Consider the following 22,525-nt stretch of genomic DNA (forward strand, 5'->3'; position numbering starts at 1 on the left):
AAGGCCAGCTGCCGGACTACATGCTGCCCGCGGCCTACGTGCACCTGGACGAACTGCCCCTGACCGCCAACGGCAAGCTCGACCGCCGGGCGCTGCCGGCCCCGGACCGCGAGGCCGTGGTCAGCCGCGCCTTCGAGGCGCCCCAGGGCGAGATCGAGTTGGCCTTGGCGGCGATCTGGGCCGAGGTGCTCAAGGTCGAGCAGGTGGGGCGCCGCGATCACTTCTTCGAACTGGGCGGCCACTCGCTGCTGGCGGTGAGCCTGATCGAGCGCATGCGCAAGGCCGGCCTGGACGCCGATGTGCGCGTGCTGTTCGCCCAGCCGACCCTGGCAGCCCTGGCGGCAGCGGTTGGCAGTGGTCGCGAGGTCGAGGTGCCGGCCAACCGCGTGCCGGTGGACGCGACCCGGATCACCCCCGCCATGCTCAGCCTGATCGCGCTGGACCAGGCCAGCATCGACCGCATCGTCGCCACGGTGCCGGGCGGCGCGGCCAACGTGCAGGAAATCTACCCGCTGGCGCCGTTGCAGGAGGGCATTCTCTATCACCACCTGAGCGCCGAGCAGGGCGACCCGTACCTGCTGCAGACCCGCCTGGCCTTCGACAGCCTGGACCGTCTGCAAGCCTGTGCCGGGGCCTTGCAACAGGTGGTCGACCGCCACGATATCCTGCGCACCTCGGTGGTATGGGAAGGGCTGGCCGAGCCGGTGCAGGTGGTCTGGCGCCAGGCACGCCTGGCGGTGACCGAGGTCACCGGGCTGGGCGAGGACGCGGTGATCGAGCGCCTGCACGAGCATTTCGATGCCCGCCAGCAACGCCTGGACCTGACCCAGGCGCCGTTGCTGCGCCTGACCTACGCCCTGGACCCGGCGCAGCAGCGGGTGGTGGCGATCCTGCACTTCCATCACCTGGCCCTGGACCACACGGCCATGGAGGTGATAGTCCACGAAATGCAGGCCTTGCTGGCCGGGCGTGGAGCGCAACTGGCCGCGTCGGTGCCGTACCGCACCTATGTCGCCCAGGTGCGCCTGGGCGCCGCCCAGGCCGGGCACGAGGCGTTCTTCCGCGAAATGCTTGGCGATGTCGAGGAACCGACCCTGCCCATGGGCCTGGCCGATGTGCAGGGCGATGGCCGCGATATCGAGGAAGCCCGCCAGGCGCTCGACCTGGACCTGGCGCGGCGGGTTCGCCTGCAGGCGCGCCAGCTCGGCATCAGCGCCGCCAGCCTGATGCACCTGGCCTGGGCGCGGGTGGTGGGGGTGCTGGCCGGGCGCCAGGACGTGGTGTTCGGCACCGTGCTGATGGGCCGCCTGCAAGGCGGCGAGGGTGCCGACCGGGCGTTGGGGGTGTTCATCAACACCTTGCCGCTGCGCATCGATACCCGCGTCAGCGCCAAGGAGGCGGTGCGTGTCACCCATCAACGGCTTTCGGCATTGCTCGGCCATGAGCATGCCTCCCTGGCCCTGGCCCAGCGTTGCAGCGGCGTGCCCGCTTCGGCAGCGCTGTTCAGCGCCTTGCTCAACTACCGGCACAGCCCGGCGGGAATCGCCACTGACGCCACCGACAGCTTCCAGGGCATGCACCAGCTGGGCGGCGAGGAGCGCAGCAACTACCCGCTGACCTTGAGCGTCGATGACCTGAGCGAGGGCTTCAGCCTCAGTGTGCTGGCCCAGCAGGGGATTGGCGCCGTGCGTGTGGCGAACTGGATGGCGGTAGCCGTGGCGCAGTTGATCCAGGCCCTGGAGCAAGAGGGCACGGGTCGCGTTGATACGCTGCCGATCCTCGCTGCCCAGGAGCGCCTGCAACTGCTTGAGGGTTTCAACCCGCCAGCCGTGACCTACCCGCAAGGGCAGGTGATCCAGGCGTTGGTCGAAGCCCAGCGGGCAGAAGCCCTGGCGGTGGTGCAGGGTGAACAGCAACTGAGCTATGGCGAGCTGAACCAGCGCGCCAATCGCCTGGCCCATCACCTGATCGCCCGGGGTGTGAAACTCGCTGACCGGGTTGCCCTGTGCCTTGAGCGCGGTCCGCAGCGCGTGATCGCCATGCTGGCCGCGCTCAAGGCCGGCGCGGCCTATGTGCCGGTCGATCCGGCCTATCCGGCGCAGCGGATTGCTTATCTGCTCAGCGACAGTGCGCCGGCCTTGGTGCTGGTCGAGGCCGCTACCGCCGCGTTGGTTGGAGATAAGGCCAGCGTTGCTGTGGATGGCGATGCCTGGCTGGCCGAGCCTGACAGCAACCCAGTGGTTGCCGGGCTGGACGCACAGCAACTGGCTTATGTGATCTACACCTCCGGTTCCACCGGCCAGCCCAAGGGCGTGATGGTCGAGCACCGCACCCTGGCCAACCTGGTGCATTGGCACTGCCAGGCCTTCGAAGTAGGGGCCGGCAGCCAGACCTCCAGCGTCGCGGGCTTCGGCTTCGACGCCATGGCCTGGGAAGCCTGGCCGGCCCTGTGCGCCGGCGCAACCTTGCACCTGCCGCCCGCGCACATTGGCGGCGAGCACGTCGACGAGCTGCTGGACTGGTGGCTGGCGCAACCGCTGGAGGTCAGCTTCCTGCCGACACCGGTGGCCGAACAGGCGTTGCGCCGCGAGCAGCAACACCCAAGCCTGCGCACGCTGCTGGTCGGCGGTGACCGCCTGCGCCACTTCGAGCGTGATCCAGGCTTCCAGCTGGTCAACAACTACGGCCCGACCGAGACCACCGTGGTGGCGACCTCCGGCGTGCTTCAGCCGGGCGGGGCGCTGCTTATCGGCAAACCGACCGCCAACACCCGGGTCTATGTGCTGGATGAGCAGCGCCAGCCAGTACCAGTTGGCGTGACCGGCGAGCTGTACATCGGCGGTGCCCAGGTGGCGCGCGGTTACCTCAACCGCCCGGACCTGACCGCCGAACGCTTCCTGCCCGACCCGTTCAACGGCGGCACGATGTACCGCAGTGGCGACCTGGTGCGCTGGAACGCCGATGGCACCCTGGACTACCAGGGCCGTAACGATGACCAGGTGAAGATCCGTGGCGTGCGGGTCGAACTGGGCGAAATCGAGGCCGCGCTCAAGGCCCAGCCAGGCATCGCCGATGCCGTGGTGCTGGTGCGCAACGAGCGCCTGCTGGCCTGGTTCACCGCAACCGACGAGGCGCTGGACAGCGAGGCGCTGCGCCAGGGCCTGCAAGCCCGCCTGCCGGCTCATCTGCTGCCGCAAGCCTTTGTGCAGTTGGATGAGCTGCCGCTGACCCTGCATGGCAAGCTCGATCGCAAGGCCCTGCCAGAGCCGGACGCCTCGGCACTGGCGCGCCAGGCCTATGCAGCGCCACTGGGGGCCACCGAGGCCGCCATGGCCGCAATCTGGGCCGAGGTACTGGGCCTTGAACAGGTCGGCCGCCACGACAACTTCTTCGAACTGGGTGGCCATTCGCTGCTGGCGGTGAGCCTCACCGCGCGTCTGCGCCAGGCCGGCCTGGAGGCCGACGTGCGCACGCTGTTCGGCCAACCGACCGTGGCGGCGTTGGCTGCCACGTTGGGCCATGGGCGCCGGGTCGAAGTCCCGGCCAACCGGATTTCGACCAATTGCACACAGATCACCCCGGACCTGCTGCCACTGGTGGTGCTGGAGCAAGCCGCCATCGAGCGCATCGTCGCCACGGTGCCGGGCGGCGCGGCCAATGTGCAGGACATCTACCCACTGGCGCCATTACAGGAAGGCATTCTCTACCACCACCTCAGCTCGCCCGAGCACGACCCTTACGTGCTGCAATCACGCATGGTCTTCGCCAGCCATGAGCGCTTGCAGGCGTTCGTCGATGCCCTTGGCAAGGTCATCGCCCGGCATGATGTGCTGCGCACCGCGGTGCTCTGGGATGGCCTGCCGCAGCCGCTGCAGGTGGTCTGGCGCAGCGCGCCGCTGGCGGTATTCGAGGTGGCCGGCGAGGCCCAGGTCCCTCACGCGCTCGCCCTGGATCAGGCGCCACTGGTGCGTCTGTACCATTGGCCGGATCCACAAGGCGCAGGCCAGTTGGCGGCCTTGCAGTTCCACCATATCGTGCTCGACCACACCGCGCTGGATGTGCTCGGCCAGGAGCTGGTGGGTTACTTGCAAGGCCTGCCAGTGCCCGCCGAGCCGGGCGCGCCGTACCGCAACTACGTGGCCCAGGCACGCCTGGGCGTTAGCCAGGCCGAGCACGAGGCGTTCTTCCGCGAGCAGTTGGCTGATATCGACGAGCCGACCCTGCCGTTCGGCCTGGGCGATGTGCAACTGGATGGCCAGGCCACCGAGGAAGGTCAGCACTGGTTGGACGACAGCCTGGCGCTGCGCCTGCGTCGGCAGGCGCGGCAGCGGGGGGTCAGCGTCGCCAGCCTGTTCCACTTGGCCTACGCGCGCCTGCTGGCCGCCACCAGTGGTCGCGACAGCGTGGTGTTCGGCACCGTGCTGCTGGGTCGGCTGGAGGCCGGCGAGGGCGCCGAACAGGCCCTGGGCATGTTCATCAACACCTTGCCGCTGCGCCTGGACTTGGCGGGCGTCAGCCTGGCCGAGGCGCTGCGGGCGACCCAGCAGCGGCTCAGCGCCTTGCTCGGCCACGAGCACGCCTCGCTGGCCCTGGCCCAGCGTTGCAGCGGCGTGGCCGCGCCGGCGCCGTTGTTCAGCGCCATGCTCAACTACCGCCATGGCAGCCAGGTCGACGAGGCCCAGCGCCAGGCCTTGCAAGGCATCCAGACCTTGCAGAGCGAGGAGCGCAGCAACTACCCGCTGAGCCTGAGCGTGGACGATATCGGCGAGCGTTTCCGCCTGGTTGCCCTGGCCCCGGCCAGCGTCGGCGCGGCGCGGGTGTGCGGGCAGGTGCAGCAGGTCTTGCTGGGGATGGCCGAGGCGTTGGAGCAGCAACCGCAGCGGCTGTTGCTCGACTTGCCAGTGCTGCAAGCCGAGGAGCGCCACCAGGTGCTGGTCGACTTCAACCGCAGCGAAGTGCCCCACGATATCAGCCAGACCTTGCATGGCCTGTTCGAGGCCCAGGCATTGCGCAACCCCGACGCGGTGGCGGTCAGCGCCGAGCAGGGCGATTTGAGCTATGGCCAGCTCAATCAGCAGGCCAATCGCCTGGCCCGCCACTTGATCGCCCTCGGCGTGCAGCCTGACGATCGTGTGGCGATCTGCGTCGAGCGCGGCCCGGCACTGGTGCTCGGCTTGCTGGCCATTCTCAAGGCCGGCGGCGCCTATGTACCGGTCGACCCGGACTACCCGGCCGAACGTATCCGCCACATGCTCGGCGACAGTCAGCCGCGTGCCGTGCTGGTACAGGCGTCCACCCGGGCCCTGGCGGGCGTGTCGGCGGTGGCGCAGGTGGACCTCGACCAGTCGATCTGGGCCGCCTTGCCGGCTGACAACCCGCTGGTGCCGGCGCTGAACGCCAGCCACCTGGCCTATGTAATCTACACCTCCGGGTCCACCGGGGTGCCCAAGGGCGTCATGGTCGAGCACCGTAATGTGGTCAACCTGGTGCACTGGAGCCAGCGGCAGTTCCCGGCTGGTGGCGCGCTGCTGCACAAGACCCCGGTGAGCTTCGACGCCTCGGTGTGGGAGCTGTTCTGGCCACTGTGCAATGGCTTGCGCCTGGTGCTGGCACGCCCGGACGGGCAGCGCGATCCGCACTACCTGGTCGAGCTGATCGAGCGCCAGCAGGTGGCCGTGGTGCAGTTCGTGCCGGCCTTGCTCCAGCAGTTCCTCGACCTCGAGGGCAGCGCCCGCTGCGCCAGCCTCACCGACATCGTCTGCGGTGGCGGCGAGCTGACCGAAGCCCTGGCCCGCCAGGTGCGCGAGCGCTTGCCACAGGCGCGCCTGCACAACGTCTACGGCCCGACCGAGACCACGGTCGATTGCAGTGTCTGGACCTTGCACCCGGGGCAACCGGTGCCGCGTGGCGCGCTGCCTATTGGCCGGCCCATCGACAACACCACGCTGTACGTGCTCGACGCCCATGATCAACCCGTGCCGCTGGGGGTCGCCGGCCAGTTGCATATCGGCGGTGCCGGGGTGGCGCGCGGTTACCTCGGCTTGCCGCAGCAGCAGGCCGAGCGGTTCATCGCCAGCCCGTTCAACCCCGGTGAACGCCTGTACCGCAGTGGCGACCTGGTACGCCAGCGCGGCGACGGCAGCCTCGAATTCCTTGGCCGTAGCGACCACCAGATCAAGCTGCGCGGCCTGCGCATCGAGCCCGGCGAGATCGAAGCCAGCCTGATGCGCCTGGCCGGGGTGCGCGAGGCCGTGGTGCTGGTGCACGACGCCGCACCCGCGGGGCCGCGGCTGCTCGCCTACCACACAGGCGAGCCGCTGGCCGTCGAGGCCCTGCGCGCGGCGCTGCTGGCGCAGTTGCCGGAATACATGGTGCCGGCGCTGTTCATCCATCTCGACGCCCTGCCGCTGACCCCCAACGGCAAGCTCGACCGCAAGGCCCTGCCGGCACCGGACCTGGCGCACCTGCCGGGTCGCGAGTACCAGGCGCCGATCGGCGACACCGAAGCGCTGCTGGCGCGGGTCTGGGCCGAACTGCTGGGCGTGGAGCGGGTAGGGCGGCACGACAACTTCTTCGAACTGGGCGGCCACTCGCTGCTGGCCGTGACCCTCACCTCGCGGCTGCGCGAAGCCGGCCTGGAAGCCGACGTGCGCAGCCTGTTCGAACAACCGACGCTGGCCGGCTATGCCGCCATCACAGACAGAATGGAGATCGTCCTGTGAGCATCAACCAACTACTGGCCACCCTGGCCGCCCACGATGTCCAACTGGCGCTCAAGGACGGCCAGCTGGCGGTCCAGGGCAACCGCCAGGCGCTGAGCGACGCCAACCTGGTGGCCCAGCTGCGCGAGCACAAGCCGGCGCTGCTGGCCTTGCTGGCCAGCGGCGAGTACGTGGCCAGCCGCCAGGGCGCGGTGGTGGTGCCGGACAACCGCATCCCGGCCGACTGCACGCGCATCACCCCCGAGCTGCTCAGCCTGGTCGAGCTCGACCAGGCCAGCCTCGACCGCCTGGTGGCCGCCGTGCCTGGCGGCGCGGCCAATGTGCAGGACATCTACCCGTTGCTGCCATTGCAGCAGGGCATGCTGTTCCACCACGCCAGCGCCGGCGAGCACGACCCCTATGTGATGCAGGCGCGCTTCGTGTTCGCCGACGACTCGCGGGTGCAGGCCTTTGCCGAGGCCTTGCAGGGGGTGATCGAGCGCCACGATATCCTGCGCACCTCGGTGCACTGGAAGGAGGTCGAGACCCCGCTGCAGGTGGTCTGGCGCCAGGCTCGCCTGCGGGTCATCCAGCTGGCGCCCGGACAAGCGCCCGAGAGCGGCTTCGATCTGGCCCAGGCGCCGCTGATTCGCCTGCAATGCCAGGCGCCGGACAGCGCTGGGCGCATCGGCGCGACCTTGCAGTTCCACCACCTAGCCATGGACCACAGCGCCCTGGAGGTGGTACGCCACGAAATGCTCGCCTACCTGCTGGGCGACACCACGCAACTGGGCCGCCCGGTGCCGTTTCGCAACCATGTCGCCCAGGCCCTGCTGGGCGTCGGCGAGGCCGAGCACGAGGCGTTCTTCCGCGACATGCTCGGCGCCATCGAGGTGCCGACCTTGGCCTATGGCCTGGCCGACGTGCAAGGCGATGGCACGGCGCTCAACGAGCATGCCCTGGACCTCGACCTGGCGCTGTGCCAGGCGCTGCGCGGCCAGGCCCGGGCCCAGGGGGTCAGTGTCGCCAGCCTGTTCCACCTGGCCTGGGCGCGGGTGCTGGGCGGCCTCACCGGGCAGCAGCAGGTGGTCTTCGGCACGGTGCTGATGGGCCGGCTGCTGGGCGCCGAGGCCACCGACCGGGCCTTGGGCATCTTCATCAACACCTTGCCGCTGCGGGTTGACCTGGACGGTGCCGACCTGGGCGCGGCGATCAAGGCTACCCACCAGCGCCTGAGCACCCTGATGCGCCATGAGCACGCGCCGTTGGCCCTGGCCCAGCGCTGCAGCGGCGTGGTCGCGCCGACGCCGCTGTTCAACGCCTTGCTCAACTACCGCCACAGCGCGGCCTCGGGCTCCGAGGAGGTGCGCCGGGCCGGCTGGGCCGGCATCGAGATCGTCCATGCCGCCGAAGCCACCAACTACCCGCTGACCCTGAGCGTCGACGATTTCGGCGAGGCGTTCCGCCTGACCCTGCTGGCCAGCCCCGAGGTGCCGGCGCAGCGGGTCTGCGCCTACCTCGAGCACACCCTGCGCAGCCTGCTGGCGGCCCTGGCCGAGGGCGGCAGCGCGGCGGTAGGGGCGCTGCCGATGCTGCCGGCCAGCGAGCGTGCCGAGCTGCTCGAAGGCTTCAACCAGACGCCGGGCGGCGCGATCACCCCGGGTACGCTGCACGCACGCATCGAGGCCGTGGCCCAGGCCCATCCCCAGGCCAGCGCCGCCACCTGCCAGGGGCAGACGCTGAGCTACGCCGAGCTGAACAGCCGCGCCAACGCCCTGGCCCATCACCTGATCGGCCTGGGCGTGCGCGCCGATGACCGGGTCGCGGTGCTGGCCCGCCGCGGCCTGGACACCCTGGTCGGGCTGTTGGCCGTGCTCAAGGCCGGCGCCGGCTATGTGCCGGTGGACCCGGCCCATCCCGACGAGCGCGTGCACTACCTGCTGGCCGACAGCGCCCCGGTGGTGGTGTTGACCCAGCATGCCCTGCGTTCGCGCCTGGGGCCGCTGGACGTGCCGGTGCTGCCCCTCGACCAGGCCGACTGGCCGGCCCGCGCGGACGATCCCCAGGTTAGCGGGCTGCACGGCGGGCACCTGGCCTATGTGATCTACACCTCCGGCTCCACCGGCCAGCCGAAAGGGGTGATGGTCGAGCACCGTACCCTGAACAACCTGGTGGACTGGCACTGCCGTGCCTTCGACCTGTGCCTGGGCCGGCACACCTCGAGCCTGGCCGGCTTCGGTTTCGATGCCATGGCCTGGGAGCTCTGGCCGGCACTGGCCAGCGGCGCGCTGCTGCACCTGGCGCCACCTGGCGAAGGCCATGAGGACCTCGACGCCATGCTCGCCTGGTGGCGCGCACAGCCGCTGGACGTGAGCTTCCTGCCGACCCCGGTGGCGGAATATGCCTTCAGCCACCAGCTGGGCCACCCGACCCTGCGCACCCTGCTGATCGGCGGCGACCGCCTGCGCCAGTTCAACCGCACCCAGACCTTCGCCGTGGTCAACAACTACGGCCCCACCGAGACCACCGTGGTGGCCAGCTCCGGGCCGGTCGCGGCCGAGGGCCCGCTGCACATCGGCAGGCCGGTGGACAACGCCCGCCTGTACGTGCTCGATGCCAACCTGCAGCCGCTGCCCCTGGGCGTGCCGGGCGAGCTGTACATCGGTGGCGCCGGGGTGGCCCGGGGCTACCTGAACCGCCCCGCGCTGACCGCCGAACGCTTCCTCGACGACCCGTTCGACCCAGGCCTGGGCGCGCGCATGTACCGCACCGGCGACCTGGTGCGCTGGCTGGCCGACGGCACCCTGGACTACCTGGGGCGCAACGACGACCAGGTGAAGATCCGCGGCGTGCGTATCGAACTGGGCGAGATCGAAAGCCGCCTCGCCAGCCTGCCGGGGATCAACGAGGCGGTGGTGCTGGCCCGCGAGGACCAGCCCGGCCAGCCACGCCTGGTCGCCTACTTCACCCCGCAGGCGGGCGTCGAGGCGCCGCAGCCCGAGCAACTGCGCGGGCAACTGCTGGCCCACCTGCCGGAATACATGGTGCCGCTGGCCTTCGTGCTGCTGGCGGCCTTGCCGCTGACCGCCAACGGCAAGCTCGACCGCCGTGCCTTGCCGGCACCGCAGCGCTCGGCGCTGTTCGAACAGGCCTACGTGGCCCCCGAGGGCGAGCTGGAAACCGCCCTGGCCGGGCTCTGGGCCGAGCTGCTGCAGGTGGAGCGGGTAGGCCGGCATGATCACTTCTTCGCCCTGGGCGGGCACTCGCTGCTGGCCATGCGCATGGTCTCCCAGGTGCGCCTGCGCCTGGGCGTGGAGCTGGCCCTGGCCGAGCTGTTCGCCAATGCCGAGCTGGCGGCGGTGGCCCAGGTGCTGGCCGGGGCCGGGCGCAGCGCACTGCCGGCAATCGTGCCGGTGGCCCGCGACCAGGCCCTGCCGTTGTCGTTCGCCCAGCAGCGGCTGTGGTTCCTGGCCCAGCTCGAAGGGGGCAACCAGGCCTACAACGTGCCCCTGGCCCTGGGCCTGCGCGGTGAGCTCGACGTCGATGCGCTGGAGCGCGCGCTGCTGTGCATCGTCGCGCGCCATGAAACCCTGCGCAGCCGCTTCGTGCCCCGCGGCGACAGCGCCGAGGTCGAGGTGCTGGACCCGCCGCAGGCGGGCTGGCTGCGACGCCAGGCCCTGGCCGCCGATGCCCTGGCCACCTGGCTGCAGGACGAGGCGGTGGCGCCGTTCGACCTGGTGGCCGGGCCGCCTGTGCGCGCCAGCCTGCTGCAGCTGGGCGAACAGCAGCATGTGCTGGTGCTCACCGTGCACCATATCGCCGCCGATGGCTGGTCCCTGGGCGTGCTTACCGGCGAGCTCGGCGCGCTGTACCCGGCCTTGCGTGCCGGCCACGCCGACCCGCGGCCGGCGCTGGCCATCCAGTACGGCGACTACGCCGTGTGGCAGCGCCGCTGGCTGGCCGGCGAGCAGTTGCAGCGCCAGGCGGATTACTGGCGCGAGGCCCTGGACGGCGCGCCGACCCTGTTGAGCCTGCCCTGCGACCGGCCGCGTCCGGCCCGCCAGGACTTCAGCGGCGCCAGCCTGGCGTTGCGCCTGGACGCGCGCCTGGGCGCCGGCCTACGCGCCCTGGCCCAGCGTCACCAGGCCACCTTGTACATGGTCCTGCTGGGCGCCTGGGCCACGACCCTGGCGCGTCTGGCCGGGCAGCCGGAGGTGGTGGTCGGTTGCCCGGTGGCCGGGCGCGGCAGTGCCGAGCTGGAGCCGCTGGTGGGGGTGTTCGTCAACACCCTGGCGGTGCGTGTCGACGCCTCGGCGGCGCCCAGCACCGAGGCCTTGCTCGCCCAGGTCAAGGCGCGCCTGCTGCAAGCCCAGGCGCACCAGGACCTGCCGTTCGAGCAGGTGGTGGAGATCGTGCGTCCGGTACGCAGCCTGGCGCATACCCCGCTGTTCCAGACCACCCTGAACTGGCAGGCCGGCGCCGCTGCCGCGCTGAGCCTGGAAGGGGTGCAGTTGGAGGCGGTGGCGCAGACCAACCAGGTGGCCAAGTTCGACCTGTCGCTGAGCCTGGGCGAGCAGGGCGAGGCGCTGGTCGGCAGCCTGGAATACGCCACGGCGTTGTTCGACGAAGCACGCGTGCAGCGTATCGCCGGCTACTTCCAGACCCTGCTGCAAGCCATGCTGGCCAACGACCAGCAAGCGCTGGCCGAGGTGGCGCTGGTCGGCGAGGACGAGCGCCAGCGCCTGCTGCACGGCTTGAACAACAGCCGCCGGCTGTTGCCCCAGGGGCAGACCGTGCATGGCCTGATCGAAACCCAGGCGGCCCGCGCCGGGCAGGCCGTTGCCGCGGTGGTCGACGGGCAGTCGCTGAGCTATGGCGAGTTGAATGCCCAGGCCAATGCCCTGGCCCATCACCTGATCGCCCAGGGCGTGCGGCCCGACCAGCGGGTGGCGGTGGTCGCCCGTCGCGGCCTGGACACCCTGGTGGCGCTGCTGGCCGTGCTCAAGGCCGGTGCCGGCTATGTGCCGGTGGACCCGGCGCACCCGGACGAGCGCCTGCGCTACCTGCTTGCCGACAGCGCCCCGACGGTGGTGCTGGCCCAGCAGGCGCTGTGCGAGCGCCTGCCAGGACTGAGCGTGCCGCTGCTGGCCCTGGACCGCGCGGACTGGCCGGCGCGGGCCGACAACCCGCGCGTCGCGGGGCTGGGGGTGAACCAGCTGGCCTACGTGATCTACACCTCCGGCTCCACCGGCGAGCCCAAGGGGGTGATGGTCGAGCACCAGAGCTTGGCCAACCTGGTGCATTGGCACTGCAAGGCCTTCGAGTTGGGCGCCGGCGACCACACCGCCAGCGTCGCCGGCTTCGGCTTCGACGCCATGGCCTGGGAAGTGTGGCCGGCGCTGTGCGCCGGTGCCGTGCTGCACCTGTCGCCGGCCACGCTGGGCAACGAGCAGCTCGACGCGCTGCTGGCCTGGTGGCTGGAGCAGCCGCTGAAAGTGGCCTTCCTGCCGACCCCGGTGGCCGAGTACGCCTTCGCCCAGGGGCTGCGCCACCCGACCCTGCGCACCTTGTTGATCGGTGGTGATCGCCTGCGCCAGTTCCACAGCGACCCCGGCTGCGTGGTGGTCAACAACTACGGCCCCACCGAGGCCACGGTGGTCGCCAGCTCCGGGCTGGTGTTGCCCGGCGGCACCCTGGACATCGGCCGGCCGATCGCCAACGCCCGCCTGTACCTGCTGGACGAAGCGCGCCAGCTGGTGCCAATGGGCAGCACCGGCGAGCTGTACGTGGGCGGTGCCGGGGTGGCGCGCGGTTACCTGCACCGCGCCGAACTGACCACCGAGCGTTTTCTCGACGACCCGTTCAGCGAGGTGCCCGGGGCGCGCATGTACCGTACCGGCGACCTGGCCCGCTGGAACGCCGATGGCACCTTGGATTACCTGGGGCGTAACGACGACCAGGTGAAGATTCGCGGCCTGCGCATCGAACTGGGCGAAATCGAGGCGCAGTTGCTGCGCCTGCCGGGCATCGACGAGGCGCTGGTGCTGGCCCGCGAGGAGGTGCCAGGCCAGCCACGGCTGCTGGCCTGGTTCATCGCCCAGGGCGAGGTGGCATCAGCGGCCGAGCTGCGCGCCAGCCTGGCCCAGCACCTGCCGGCCTACATGCTGCCGGTGGCGCTGGTGCGCCTGGACAGCTGGCCGTTGACCGCCAATGGCAAGGTCGACCGCCGCGCGCTGCCAATGCCGGAGCGCCAGGCCCTGGCCAGCCAGGCCCACGAAGCGCCTGAAGGCGCGTTGGAATGCGCCCTGGCTGAACTCTGGGCCGAGCTGTTGCAGGTCGAGCAGGTCGGTCGCCACGACCGCTTCTTCGAACTGGGTGGCCATTCACTGCTGGCCATGCGCATGGTCGGCCAGTTGCGCCAGCGCCTGGGCCTGGAGCTGGGCCTTGGCCAGTTGTTCGCCGACGACCGCCTGCTGGCGCTGGCCGCCGCGCTGCAAGGCGCGGCATCCAGCACTTTGCCGGCCATCGAGGCGGCGCCGCGCGGTCAGTCGCAACCGCTGTCGTTCGCCCAGCAGCGCCTGTGGTTCCTGGCGCAGATGGACGATGCCAGTGCCGCCTACCATATTCCCCTGGCCCTGGAACTGCGCGGGCCGCTCGACCGGCCGGCGCTGGAGCGCGCGCTGGCGCGCATCGTCGAGCGCCACGAGAGCCTGCGCAGCCACTTTGCCCAGGAGGGCGCCGAAGCGCGGGTGCGCGTAGCCCCCGGCAACGGCGGCTTCAGCCTCGGCTGGCATGACCTGCGCGGCCAGGGCCAGGCCTTGGCGGGGCTGTTGCGCGAAGAGGCGCTGCTGCCGTTCGACCTGGCGCGCCAGTTGCCGATCCGCGGCCGCTTGCTGTGCCTGGACAGCGAGCGCCATGCGCTGCTGCTGACCCTGCACCATATCGTCGCCGATGGTTGGTCGATGGGCGTGTTCACCCAGGAGCTGGCGACGCTGTACCAGGCCTTCAGTAGCGGCGTGGCCGACCCGCTGCCAGCGCTGGCGATCCAGTACGGCGACTACGCCATCTGGCAACGCCGCTGGCTGGCCGGCGACGAGCTGCAACGCCAGGCCGAGTACTGGCGCCAGGCCCTGGCCGCTGCGCCGCTGCTGCTGACCCTGCCCAGCGACCGGCCGCGCCCGGCGCGCCAGGACTATCAGGGCGAGCGGGTCGAAGTGCGCCTGGATCGGCGCCTGAGCGCCGACCTCAAGGACCTGTGCCAACGCCACGCGATTACCCCGTTCATGCTGTTCGGCGCCGCCTGGGCGGTGCTGCTGGCGCGGCTGTCGGGCCAGGCCGAGGTGGTCATCGGTACCCCGGTGGCCAACCGCAGGCATGCCGAGGTCGAGGGCTTGATCGGCCTGTTCGTCAACGCCCTGGCCCTGCGCATCGACACCGCCGGCAGCCCCGATGTGGCGGCGCTGCTGGCCCGGGTCAAGGCCTGCGTGAGCCAGGCCCAGGACCACCAGGACATCCCCTTCGAGCAGGTGGTCGAGCTACTGCAACCCCCGCGCAGCCTGGCCCACACCCCGCTGTACCAGGTGTCGCTGGCCTGGAATGGCGCGCCGGGCGAGGCGCTGCGCCTGGGCGAGCTGCAACTGGCGCCGCTGGGCACGCCCCAGGCCATCGCCAAGTTCGACCTGACCCTGAGCCTGGGCGAGACCGCTGATGGCTTTGCCGGCGCGCTGGAGTACGCCACCGCGCTGTTCGACCGCGCCACCATCGAGCGCCACGTCGGCTACCTGGAGCAACTGCTCTGGGCCTTCGCCGGCAGCGACCAGGCCGTGCCGGCGCGGGTCGAGCTGCTCAGCGCCAGCGAACGCCGCCAGGAGCTGGTCAGCTGCAACGCCAGCGAGCTGGTGGGCGGCCTGCAACAACCGCTGCAGGCACTGTTCGAAGCCCAGGTGCTGCGTGCGCCCCAGGCCATCGCGGTGCAGGCCGAGGACGGCCAGCTGAGCTACCAGCAGCTCAACGAGGCGGCCAACCGCCTGGCCCATGAACTGATCGCCCGCGGCGTGCAGCCCGACAGCCGGGTGGCGGTCTGCCTGGCCCGCGGGCCGCAGCTGCTGGTCGGTCTGCTCGCCGTGCTCAAGGCCGGTGGCGCCTATGTGCCGCTGGACCCGGGCTATCCGGACGAGCGCCTGGCCTACATGCTCGCCGACAGCGCCCCGCTGGCATTGCTGGTGGACGCCAGCAGCCGTGGGCGCTTCGCCGCCAGCCTGCTGCCCCGGCTGGACCTCGACCAGCCGAGCTGGGCTACGCGGCCGCCGCACAACCCGCAGGTCAAGGGCCTTGGCGCGCGCCAGCTGGCCTATGTGATCTACACCTCCGGCTCCACCGGCACGCCCAAAGGGGTGATGGTCGAGCACCGCAGCCTGTGCAACCTGGTGCATTGGAGTTCGCGGCTGATCGCGCCGAGCGCCGAAGGCGCGCTGCTGCACAAGACCCCGGTGAGCTTCGATGCCTCGGTGTGGGAGCTGTTCTGGCCGCTGTGCGCCGGCCTGCGCCTGGTGCTGGCGCGGCCCGATGGGCAGCGCGACCCGGCCTACCTGGCCGAGGTCATCCAGCGCCGCCGGGTGGGCGTGGTGCAGTTCGTGCCGGCGTTGTTGCAGCAGTTCCTGGCCCTGGAGGCCAGCGCGGCCTGCGACAGCCTCACCGATATCGTCTGCGGTGGCGGCGAGCTGACCTCGGCCTTGCTGCAACAGTTGCGCGCGCGCCTGCCCAAGGTGCGCCTGCACAACGTCTACGGGCCGACCGAGACCACCGTCGATTGCAGCGTCTGGACCCTGGAACCGAGCCAGCCGTTGCCGGCCGGCGCGCCGCCGATTGGCCGACCGATCGCCAACACCCGCCTGTATGTGCTCGACGCTCAGGGCCTACCGGTGCCCCGTGGCGTGGTTGGCGAGCTGTACATCGCCGGCGTGGGGGTTGCCCGTGGCTACCTGGGCTTGCCTGAGCTGGACGCCGCGCGTTTTGGCGACAGCCCGTTCGTGGTGGGCGAACGCATGTACCGCAGCGGCGACCTGGCGCGCCGCCGCGCCGATGGCGAACTGGAGTTCCTTGGCCGCAACGACTTCCAGGTCAAGCTGCACGGCCTGCGCATCGAGCTGGGTGAGATCGAGGCCTGCCTGGCTCGCCACGGCGCGGTGCGCGAGGTGGCGGTGCTGCTGCGCGGCGAGCGCCTGGTGGCCTGGTTGACCCTGCGTGAAGGGGCCAGCACGCCGGGTATCGAGGCGCTGCGCAAGCACGCCCTGGCGCAGCTGCCGGACTACATGGTGCCAGCGGCCTACGTGACGTTGCCGGCCATGCCGCTGAGCGCCAACGGCAAGCTCGACCGCCAGGCGCTGCCGGAGCCGGGCGCCGAGGCGGTGCTCAGCCGCGCCTACGAGCCGCCACGGGGCGAGGCCGAAATCCAGCTGGCGGCGCTGTGGGCCGAGCTGCTCAACCTGCCGCGGGTAGGGCGCCACGACCACTTCTTCGAACTCGGTGGCCACTCGCTGCTGGCGGTGACCCTGATCGCCCGCCTGCGCGCCCAGGGGCTGCAGGCGGATATCCGCGTGCTGTTCGCCGAACCGACCCTGGCCGCCCTGGCCGCGACCCTTGGCCATGGCGCCGGGCCGCAGGTGCCAGCCAACCGGATCGCCGCCGACTGCCAGCACATCACCCCGCAACTGCTGCCATTGGTGCAGCTGGAGCAGGCCGCCATCGACGGCATCGTCGCCCAGGTACCCGGTGGCGCCGCCAATGTCCAGGACATCTACCCGCTGGGGCCGCTGCAAGCGGGCATCCTCTACCACCACCTGGCCAGCGAGGGCGACGACCCGTACCTGTTGCAGGCGCGCTTCGCCGTGGCCGACCGTGGGCGCTTGCTGGCCCTGCACCAGGCGCTGGAGCAGGTGATCGCCCGCCACGACATCCTGCGCAGCGCACTGGCCTGGGAGGGCCTGGCGCAGCCGCTGCAGGTGGTCTGGCGGCAGGCGCCGTTGCCGCTGGTGGAGGTTGCCGATGACCAGAGCCCGGCCTTGCGCCTGGACCTGACCTGCGCGCCGCTGCTGCGCCTTCAGTACAGCCAGCACCGGCAAACCGGGGCGATCACCGCGACCCTGCTGTTCCACCACCTGGTGATGGACCACGTTGCCCAGGATGTGCTGCGCGCCGAACTGCAAGCCTGCCTGCTGGGCCAGCAACACCAGCTGCCGGCGCCGGTGCCGTACCGCAACTACATCGCCCAGGTGCTGCAAGGCGCGGGCGAGGCGCAGCACGAGGCGTTCTTCCGCGAACAGCTGGGTGACATCGACGAGCCGACCTTGCCCTACGGCGCCCAGGCGCAGCCGCACCCGGATGGCGTGGCCGAGGCGCAGCACTGGTTGCCGGCCGGCATGGCCCTGCGCGTGCGCGAACAGGCGCGCCAGCTGGGGGTGGGCGCCGCCAGCCTGATGCACCTGGCCTGGGGCCTGGTGCTGGGGCAATTGTCGGGGCGCACCCGCGTGGTGTTCGGCACCGTGCTGCTGGGGCGCCTGCACGGCGGCGAAGGCATCGAACGGGCGCTGGGGGTGTTCATCAATACCTTGCCGCTGCGCCTGGACGTTGGCCTGCTGCCGGTGCGCGAGGCGCTGCTCGACACCCACCGGCGGCTGACTGGCCTGCTGGTGCACGAGCACGCCCAGTTGGCCCTGGCCCAGCGTTGCAGCGCGCTGCCTGCGGGGGCGCCGCTGTTCAGCGCCTTGCTCAACTACCGCCACAGCGCCAGCGCGCTGGCAGGCGACGCGACGGCGGGGCAGGCCTGGGCCGGCATCGAGCTGCTGCACGCCGAGGAACGCAGCAACTACCCGCTGGCGTTGAGCATCGATGACCTGGGCGAGGCGTTCAGCCTGAGCGCCCAGTGCGCGCCGGGGATCGATGCGCAGCGCCTGTGCGCTTACTTCGAGCAGGCCTTGGCTGGGCTGCTCGAGGCGTTGGCGCACGACCCCGAGCAGGGCATGGAAGGTATCAGCATCGTGCCGGACGCGGAGCGTCAGCGCCTGGTCGGCGACTATAACGCCACCGCCCGCGACTACCCCCGCGAGCTGCCGGTGCAGCGCCTGTTCGAACAGCGCGTGGCCCGTCACCCACTGGCCCTGGCCGCGGTGCACGATGAGCGCCAGCTGACCTATGGCGAACTCAACGAGCAGGCCAACCGCCTGGCCCACTGGCTGATCGGCGAGGGGCTCAAGCCCGGCGAGCATGTGGCGGTCCTGCTGCCGCGCTCGCTGATCCTGCTGGTGGCGCAACTGGCGGTGCTCAAGTGCGCCGCGATCTATGTGCCGCTGGACAGCAACGCCCCGGCCGAGCGCCAGGCGTTCATGGCCCAGGACTGCCAGGCCGTGGCGCTGCTGACCCTCGCCAGCATGGCCGGCGATTGCGCGGTGCGGCGCATCGACCTGGACTGCCTGGCGCTGGACGACCAGCCGGGGCACAACCCGGGCCTGGCCGTGGACGCCGGCGCGGTGGCCTATGTGATGTACACCTCTGGCTCCACCGGCACACCGAAAGGGGTGCGCGTGGCCCACCGCGGTATTGCCCGGCTGGTGCTGAACAACGGCTACGCCGACTTCAACGCCGAGGATCGCCTGGCCTTTGTCGCCAACCCGGCGTTCGACGCCGCCACCATGGATGTCTGGGGCGCGTTGCTCAACGGCGGGCAGGTGCTGGTGATCGACCAGCAGACCCTGCTGGAGCCCGCGCAGTTCGGCGCGGCGCTGCGTGATGGCGGCGCCAGCGTGCTGTTCGTCACCACGGCGCTGTTCAACCAGTACGTGCAGCTGATTCCCGAGGCCCTGGCCGGGCTGCGCATCCTGCTGTGCGGCGGCGAGCGTGGCGAGCCGGGGGCGTTCCGTGCCTTGCTGGCGCAGGCGCCGGGCTTGCGCCTGGTGCATTGCTACGGCCCTACCGAGACCACCACCTACGCCACCACCCATGCGGTCACCACGCTGGCGCCGGGCGCCGAGCATGTACCGATCGGCCGGCCCATCGGCAACACCACGGTGTATGTGCTCGACGCGCAGGGCCGGGTGGTGCCCGAGGGCGTGACCGGCGAGCTGTACATCGGCGGCGACGGCGTGGCGCTGGGCTACCTGAACCGCCCGCAACTGAGCGCCGAGCGCTTTGTCGACGACCCCTTCGCCCAGCATGCCGGCGCGCGCCTGTACCGGACCGGCGACCTGGCCCGCTGGCGCGCCGATGGCCTGCTGGAGTGCCTGGGCCGCAGCGACGACCAGGTCAAGATCCGCGGCTTTCGTATCGAGCTGGGCGAGATCGAGCAGCAACTGGCCCAGTGCCCGGGGCTGGACGAGGTGGTGGTCATGGCCTTGCGCCTGGAGCAGGGACCGTTGCGCCTGGTGGCCTGGTTCACCCGCCACGACCCGGCCCTGGACGGCCCGGCCCTGCGCGCCTTCCTGCGCGAGCGCCTGCCCGAGTACATGCTGCCGGCGGCGTTCGTCGCCTTGCCGGCGCTGCCGTTGACCAACAACGGCAAGGTCGACCGCAAGGCCCTGCCGCTGCCCGGTGCGCAGGACCTGGCGGTGGCCGCCTTCGAGGCGCCGCTGGGCGAGCGGGAGCAGGCCCTGGCCGCGCTGTGGGCGCAGGTGCTGGAGGTCGAGCGGGTCGGGCGCCATGACAGCTTCTTCGAGCTGGGCGGCCATTCGCTGCTGGCGATCCGCCTGGTCAGCGCCATGGAGCACGCGGGGCTGCGCACCACCCTGGCGGAGCTGTTCCAGTACCCCAGCGTGGCCGCCCTGGCCGAACGCCTGGGCCAGCGCGAGGCACCGCAGCAGGACCCCAGCCTGGTCACCGTGCGTGCCACGGGCAGCGGCCCCGCGTTGTTCCTGATCCATGAGTTCAGCGGCCTGGACCTGTATTTCCCGGTACTGGGCCGGCATATCCCCGGCGACTTCCCGATCTACGGCCTGCCCGGCGTGCCCGTCGGCGAGGCGCAACTGCAGACCCTGGAATGCCTGGCGGCGCGCCTGGTGCGACGGCTGCGCGCGGTACAGCCGCAAGGCCCGTACCGCCTGGCCGGCTGGTCGTTCGGCGGGGTGCTGGCCTTTGAAGTGGCCGCCCAGTTGCTTGGGGCCGACCAGGCGGTGGCCTTCGTCGGCCTGATCGACACCTACGTGCCGCGCCTGAGCGACCAGGGCAAGGCGCGCTGGCACGGCCCGCACCTGGCCGAGGCGCAACTGCTGCTGCATTGCCGCGAGCACTGGCGCGCCCAGGGCGCGGCGGGGGCCACGCAGTTGGCCGAGGTCGAGGCGCTGGAGCCGGGGGCGCTGGCCTTCGACGCCTTGCTTGGCCATTGCCGGGCGCGCCAGTTGCTGGTGCCGGGCCTGGCCCCGGCCAGCGACGCGCAACTGCGGCACTTCTTCGCCCGGCATGTCGCCCACGGCCATGCCCTGGCTCATTACCACCTGGCGCCGTTGCCGGTGCCGCTGCACTTGTTCCAGGCCGAGCAGCGTACCGGTGCCATTGTCTGCGACAGCCCGACCCTGGGCTGGGCCGAGGCGTTGCCGGGGCAGGTGCTGCATTGCCACGGCGTGCCGGGCGACCACCAGAGCATGGTGCAGGAGCCGCAGGTGGCGGTACTTGGCCTGGCTATCGCCGAGGCCTTGGCCGCCACCCAGGCCCCGGCCTTGCCGGCGCACCAGCCGCTGCTGGCGATCCAGAGCGGCAGCCCGGGACATGTCCCGGTGTTCTGCGTGCCGGGCGCCGGCGACAGCGTCACCAGCTTCATCGGCCTGGCCGAGGCGCTGGGCCCGGATTGGCCGGTACTGGGGTTGCAGGCCCGCGGCCTGGCCGCCGGCGAGGTGCCGCACAGCCAGGTGGAGGCGGCCGCCGAGTGCCATCTGCAAGCCATCGAGGCGTTCCACCCCGAAGGGCCGTTGAACCTGGTCGGGCATTCGTTCGGCGGCTGGGTCGCCCATGCTCTGGCCCTGCGCCTGCAGGCCAAGGGTCGCGAGGTACGTTCGCTGACCCTGATCGACAGCGAGGCGCCGGGTGGCGGTGGCAGTTGCGGCAAGCCGCACACCTTCACCGCGGCCCTGCAGCGGCTGGTGGAGTCGTTGCAGCTGTCCACTGGCAAGTCGCTGGGTATCGACGCCGAGGCGTTCGCCGAGGCCGATGACCAGACGCAGTTGACGCAGTTGCATGCGGCGATGGTGCGCATCGGCTTGATGCCGGCGCGCTCCACGCCGCAGGCGTTGGCCGGGGTTACCCGCACCTTCGCCACGGCGCTGCGCACGGTGTATCGACCAGGGGCGGGTTTCAACGGCCTGGCGCGCCTGGTGCTGGTGGCCGACCCAACCCTGGACAGCACCGGCAACCAGCGCGAGCAGGTGGCGATGCAGGAGGGCTGGCGGCAGCTGATGCCGCAACTGGAGGTATGGCAGGGGCCGGGCAATCACTTCAGCATCCTCAAGGTGCCGGATGTGTTCAGCCTGGCGGCCTGGTGGCATGACGGCCAGGCTCTTGCCGCCAAGGCGGGATTGACCTGAGGTCGGGCGAGGGCAGGGCCCTCGAGGATGAATGTCTGTAGGAGCGGCCTTGTGTCGCGAAAGGGCCGCAACGCGGCCCCCCTCTTCGATCAGTAGTAGGCACTCATGGAAAACAGCAAGTTTCGCAAGATCACCCTTGGCGCCGCGGCGGCCCTGGTCGCCGGCATCGTGCTGTACGCCGTGCAGGCCCCGGCCAAGGCGCCGCAGTACATCACCGCCAGTGTCGAGCGCGGCGATATCGAGAACGCGGTGCTGGCCACCGGTACCTTGGAGGGCATCCGCCAGGTGGACGTCGGCGCCCAGGTGTCCGGGCAGTTGAAGTCGCTCAAGGTCAAGCTCGGCGACAAGGTCAGCGAAGGCCAGTGGCTGGCCGAGATCGACCCGCTGGTGCCGCAGAACACCTTGCGCCAGGCCGAGGTCGACGCCGAGAAGCTGCAGGCCGAGCGCCGTTCGGTGCAGGCCAAGCTCAAGCAGGCCAAGCGGGTCTACCAGCGCTATGACCTGCTCCAGGCCGACGAGTCGATCTCGCGCCAGGATTTCGAGAACGCCGAGTCGGAGTTCGAGGTGCAGCAAGCCAACCTGCGTTCGCTGGATGCGCAGATCAAGAGCGCCCAGGTGCAGATCGACACGGCCCGGGTCAACCTCGGCTACACCCGCATCGTCGCGCCGATCGATGGCCATGTGGTGGGCATCGTCACCCAGGAAGGCCAGACGGTGATTTCCAACCAGCTGGCGCCGGTGATCCTCAAGCTGGCCGACCTCGACACCATGACCATCAAGGCCCAGGTATCCGAGGCCGACGTGATCCATATCAGCCCCGGCCAGCAGGTGTACTTCACCATCCTCGGTGACGACCAGCGCTACTACGCCAAGCTGCGCGGCACGGAGCCGGCGCCGCAGAACTACCTGGAGAGCAGCGACAAGAACAGCGGCGCGGCCAAGCAGGCCAGCGCGGTGTTCTACAACGCGCTGTTCGAGGTGCCCAACCCCGAGCATCGGCTGCGTATCTCGATGACCGCCCAGGTGCGCATCGTCCTCAACACCGCCCAGGGCGTGCTCACCGTGCCGGTGGCGGCGCTGGGCCCGCGCGAGGCCGACGGCAGCTTCCCGGTGCGGGTGCTCGACAGCAAGGGCTTCGCCCAAGTGCGCAAGGTCCAGGCGGGGATCAACAACAACGTCAAGGTGCAGGTCAAGGACGGCCTGGCCGAAGGCGACCGGGTGGTGATCGGCGAACCGGTGTCGGGCGAGGCGGGGGCATGA

Annotated in this window: 3 protein-coding genes; all 3 read left to right on the top strand. The window is 70.8% G+C overall.

Translation table 11 applies throughout. From position 1 onward, the window contains the following. The coding region (locus NJG22_RS21515; RefSeq protein ID WP_253097642.1) for a non-ribosomal peptide synthetase at positions 1-6,722 on the top strand (6,722 nt) is incomplete at its 5' end. Beyond that, positions 6,719-21,265: a non-ribosomal peptide synthetase gene (locus NJG22_RS21520; protein ID WP_253097643.1), complete on the top strand. Its 14,547-nt coding sequence runs from the start codon at positions 6,719-6,721 to the stop codon at positions 21,263-21,265. The genes NJG22_RS21515 and NJG22_RS21520, both read left to right, overlap by 4 nt. Positions 21,266-21,370: 105 nt before the next feature. Then, complete coding sequence (gene macA, locus NJG22_RS21525) at positions 21,371-22,525, top strand: macrolide transporter subunit MacA (protein ID WP_253097644.1); 1,155 nt, start codon at positions 21,371-21,373, stop codon at positions 22,523-22,525.

It is taken from the genome of Pseudomonas sp. VA159-2 (assembly GCF_024126635.1).
GTDB lineage: Bacteria > Pseudomonadota > Gammaproteobacteria > Pseudomonadales > Pseudomonadaceae > Aquipseudomonas > Aquipseudomonas muyukensis.

Excerpts from the sequence above, each read along its gene's own strand:
- macA (WP_253097644.1), top strand. The coding sequence starts at position 21,371 with ATGGAAAACAGCAAGTTTCGCAAGATCACCCTTGGCGCCGCGGCGGCC.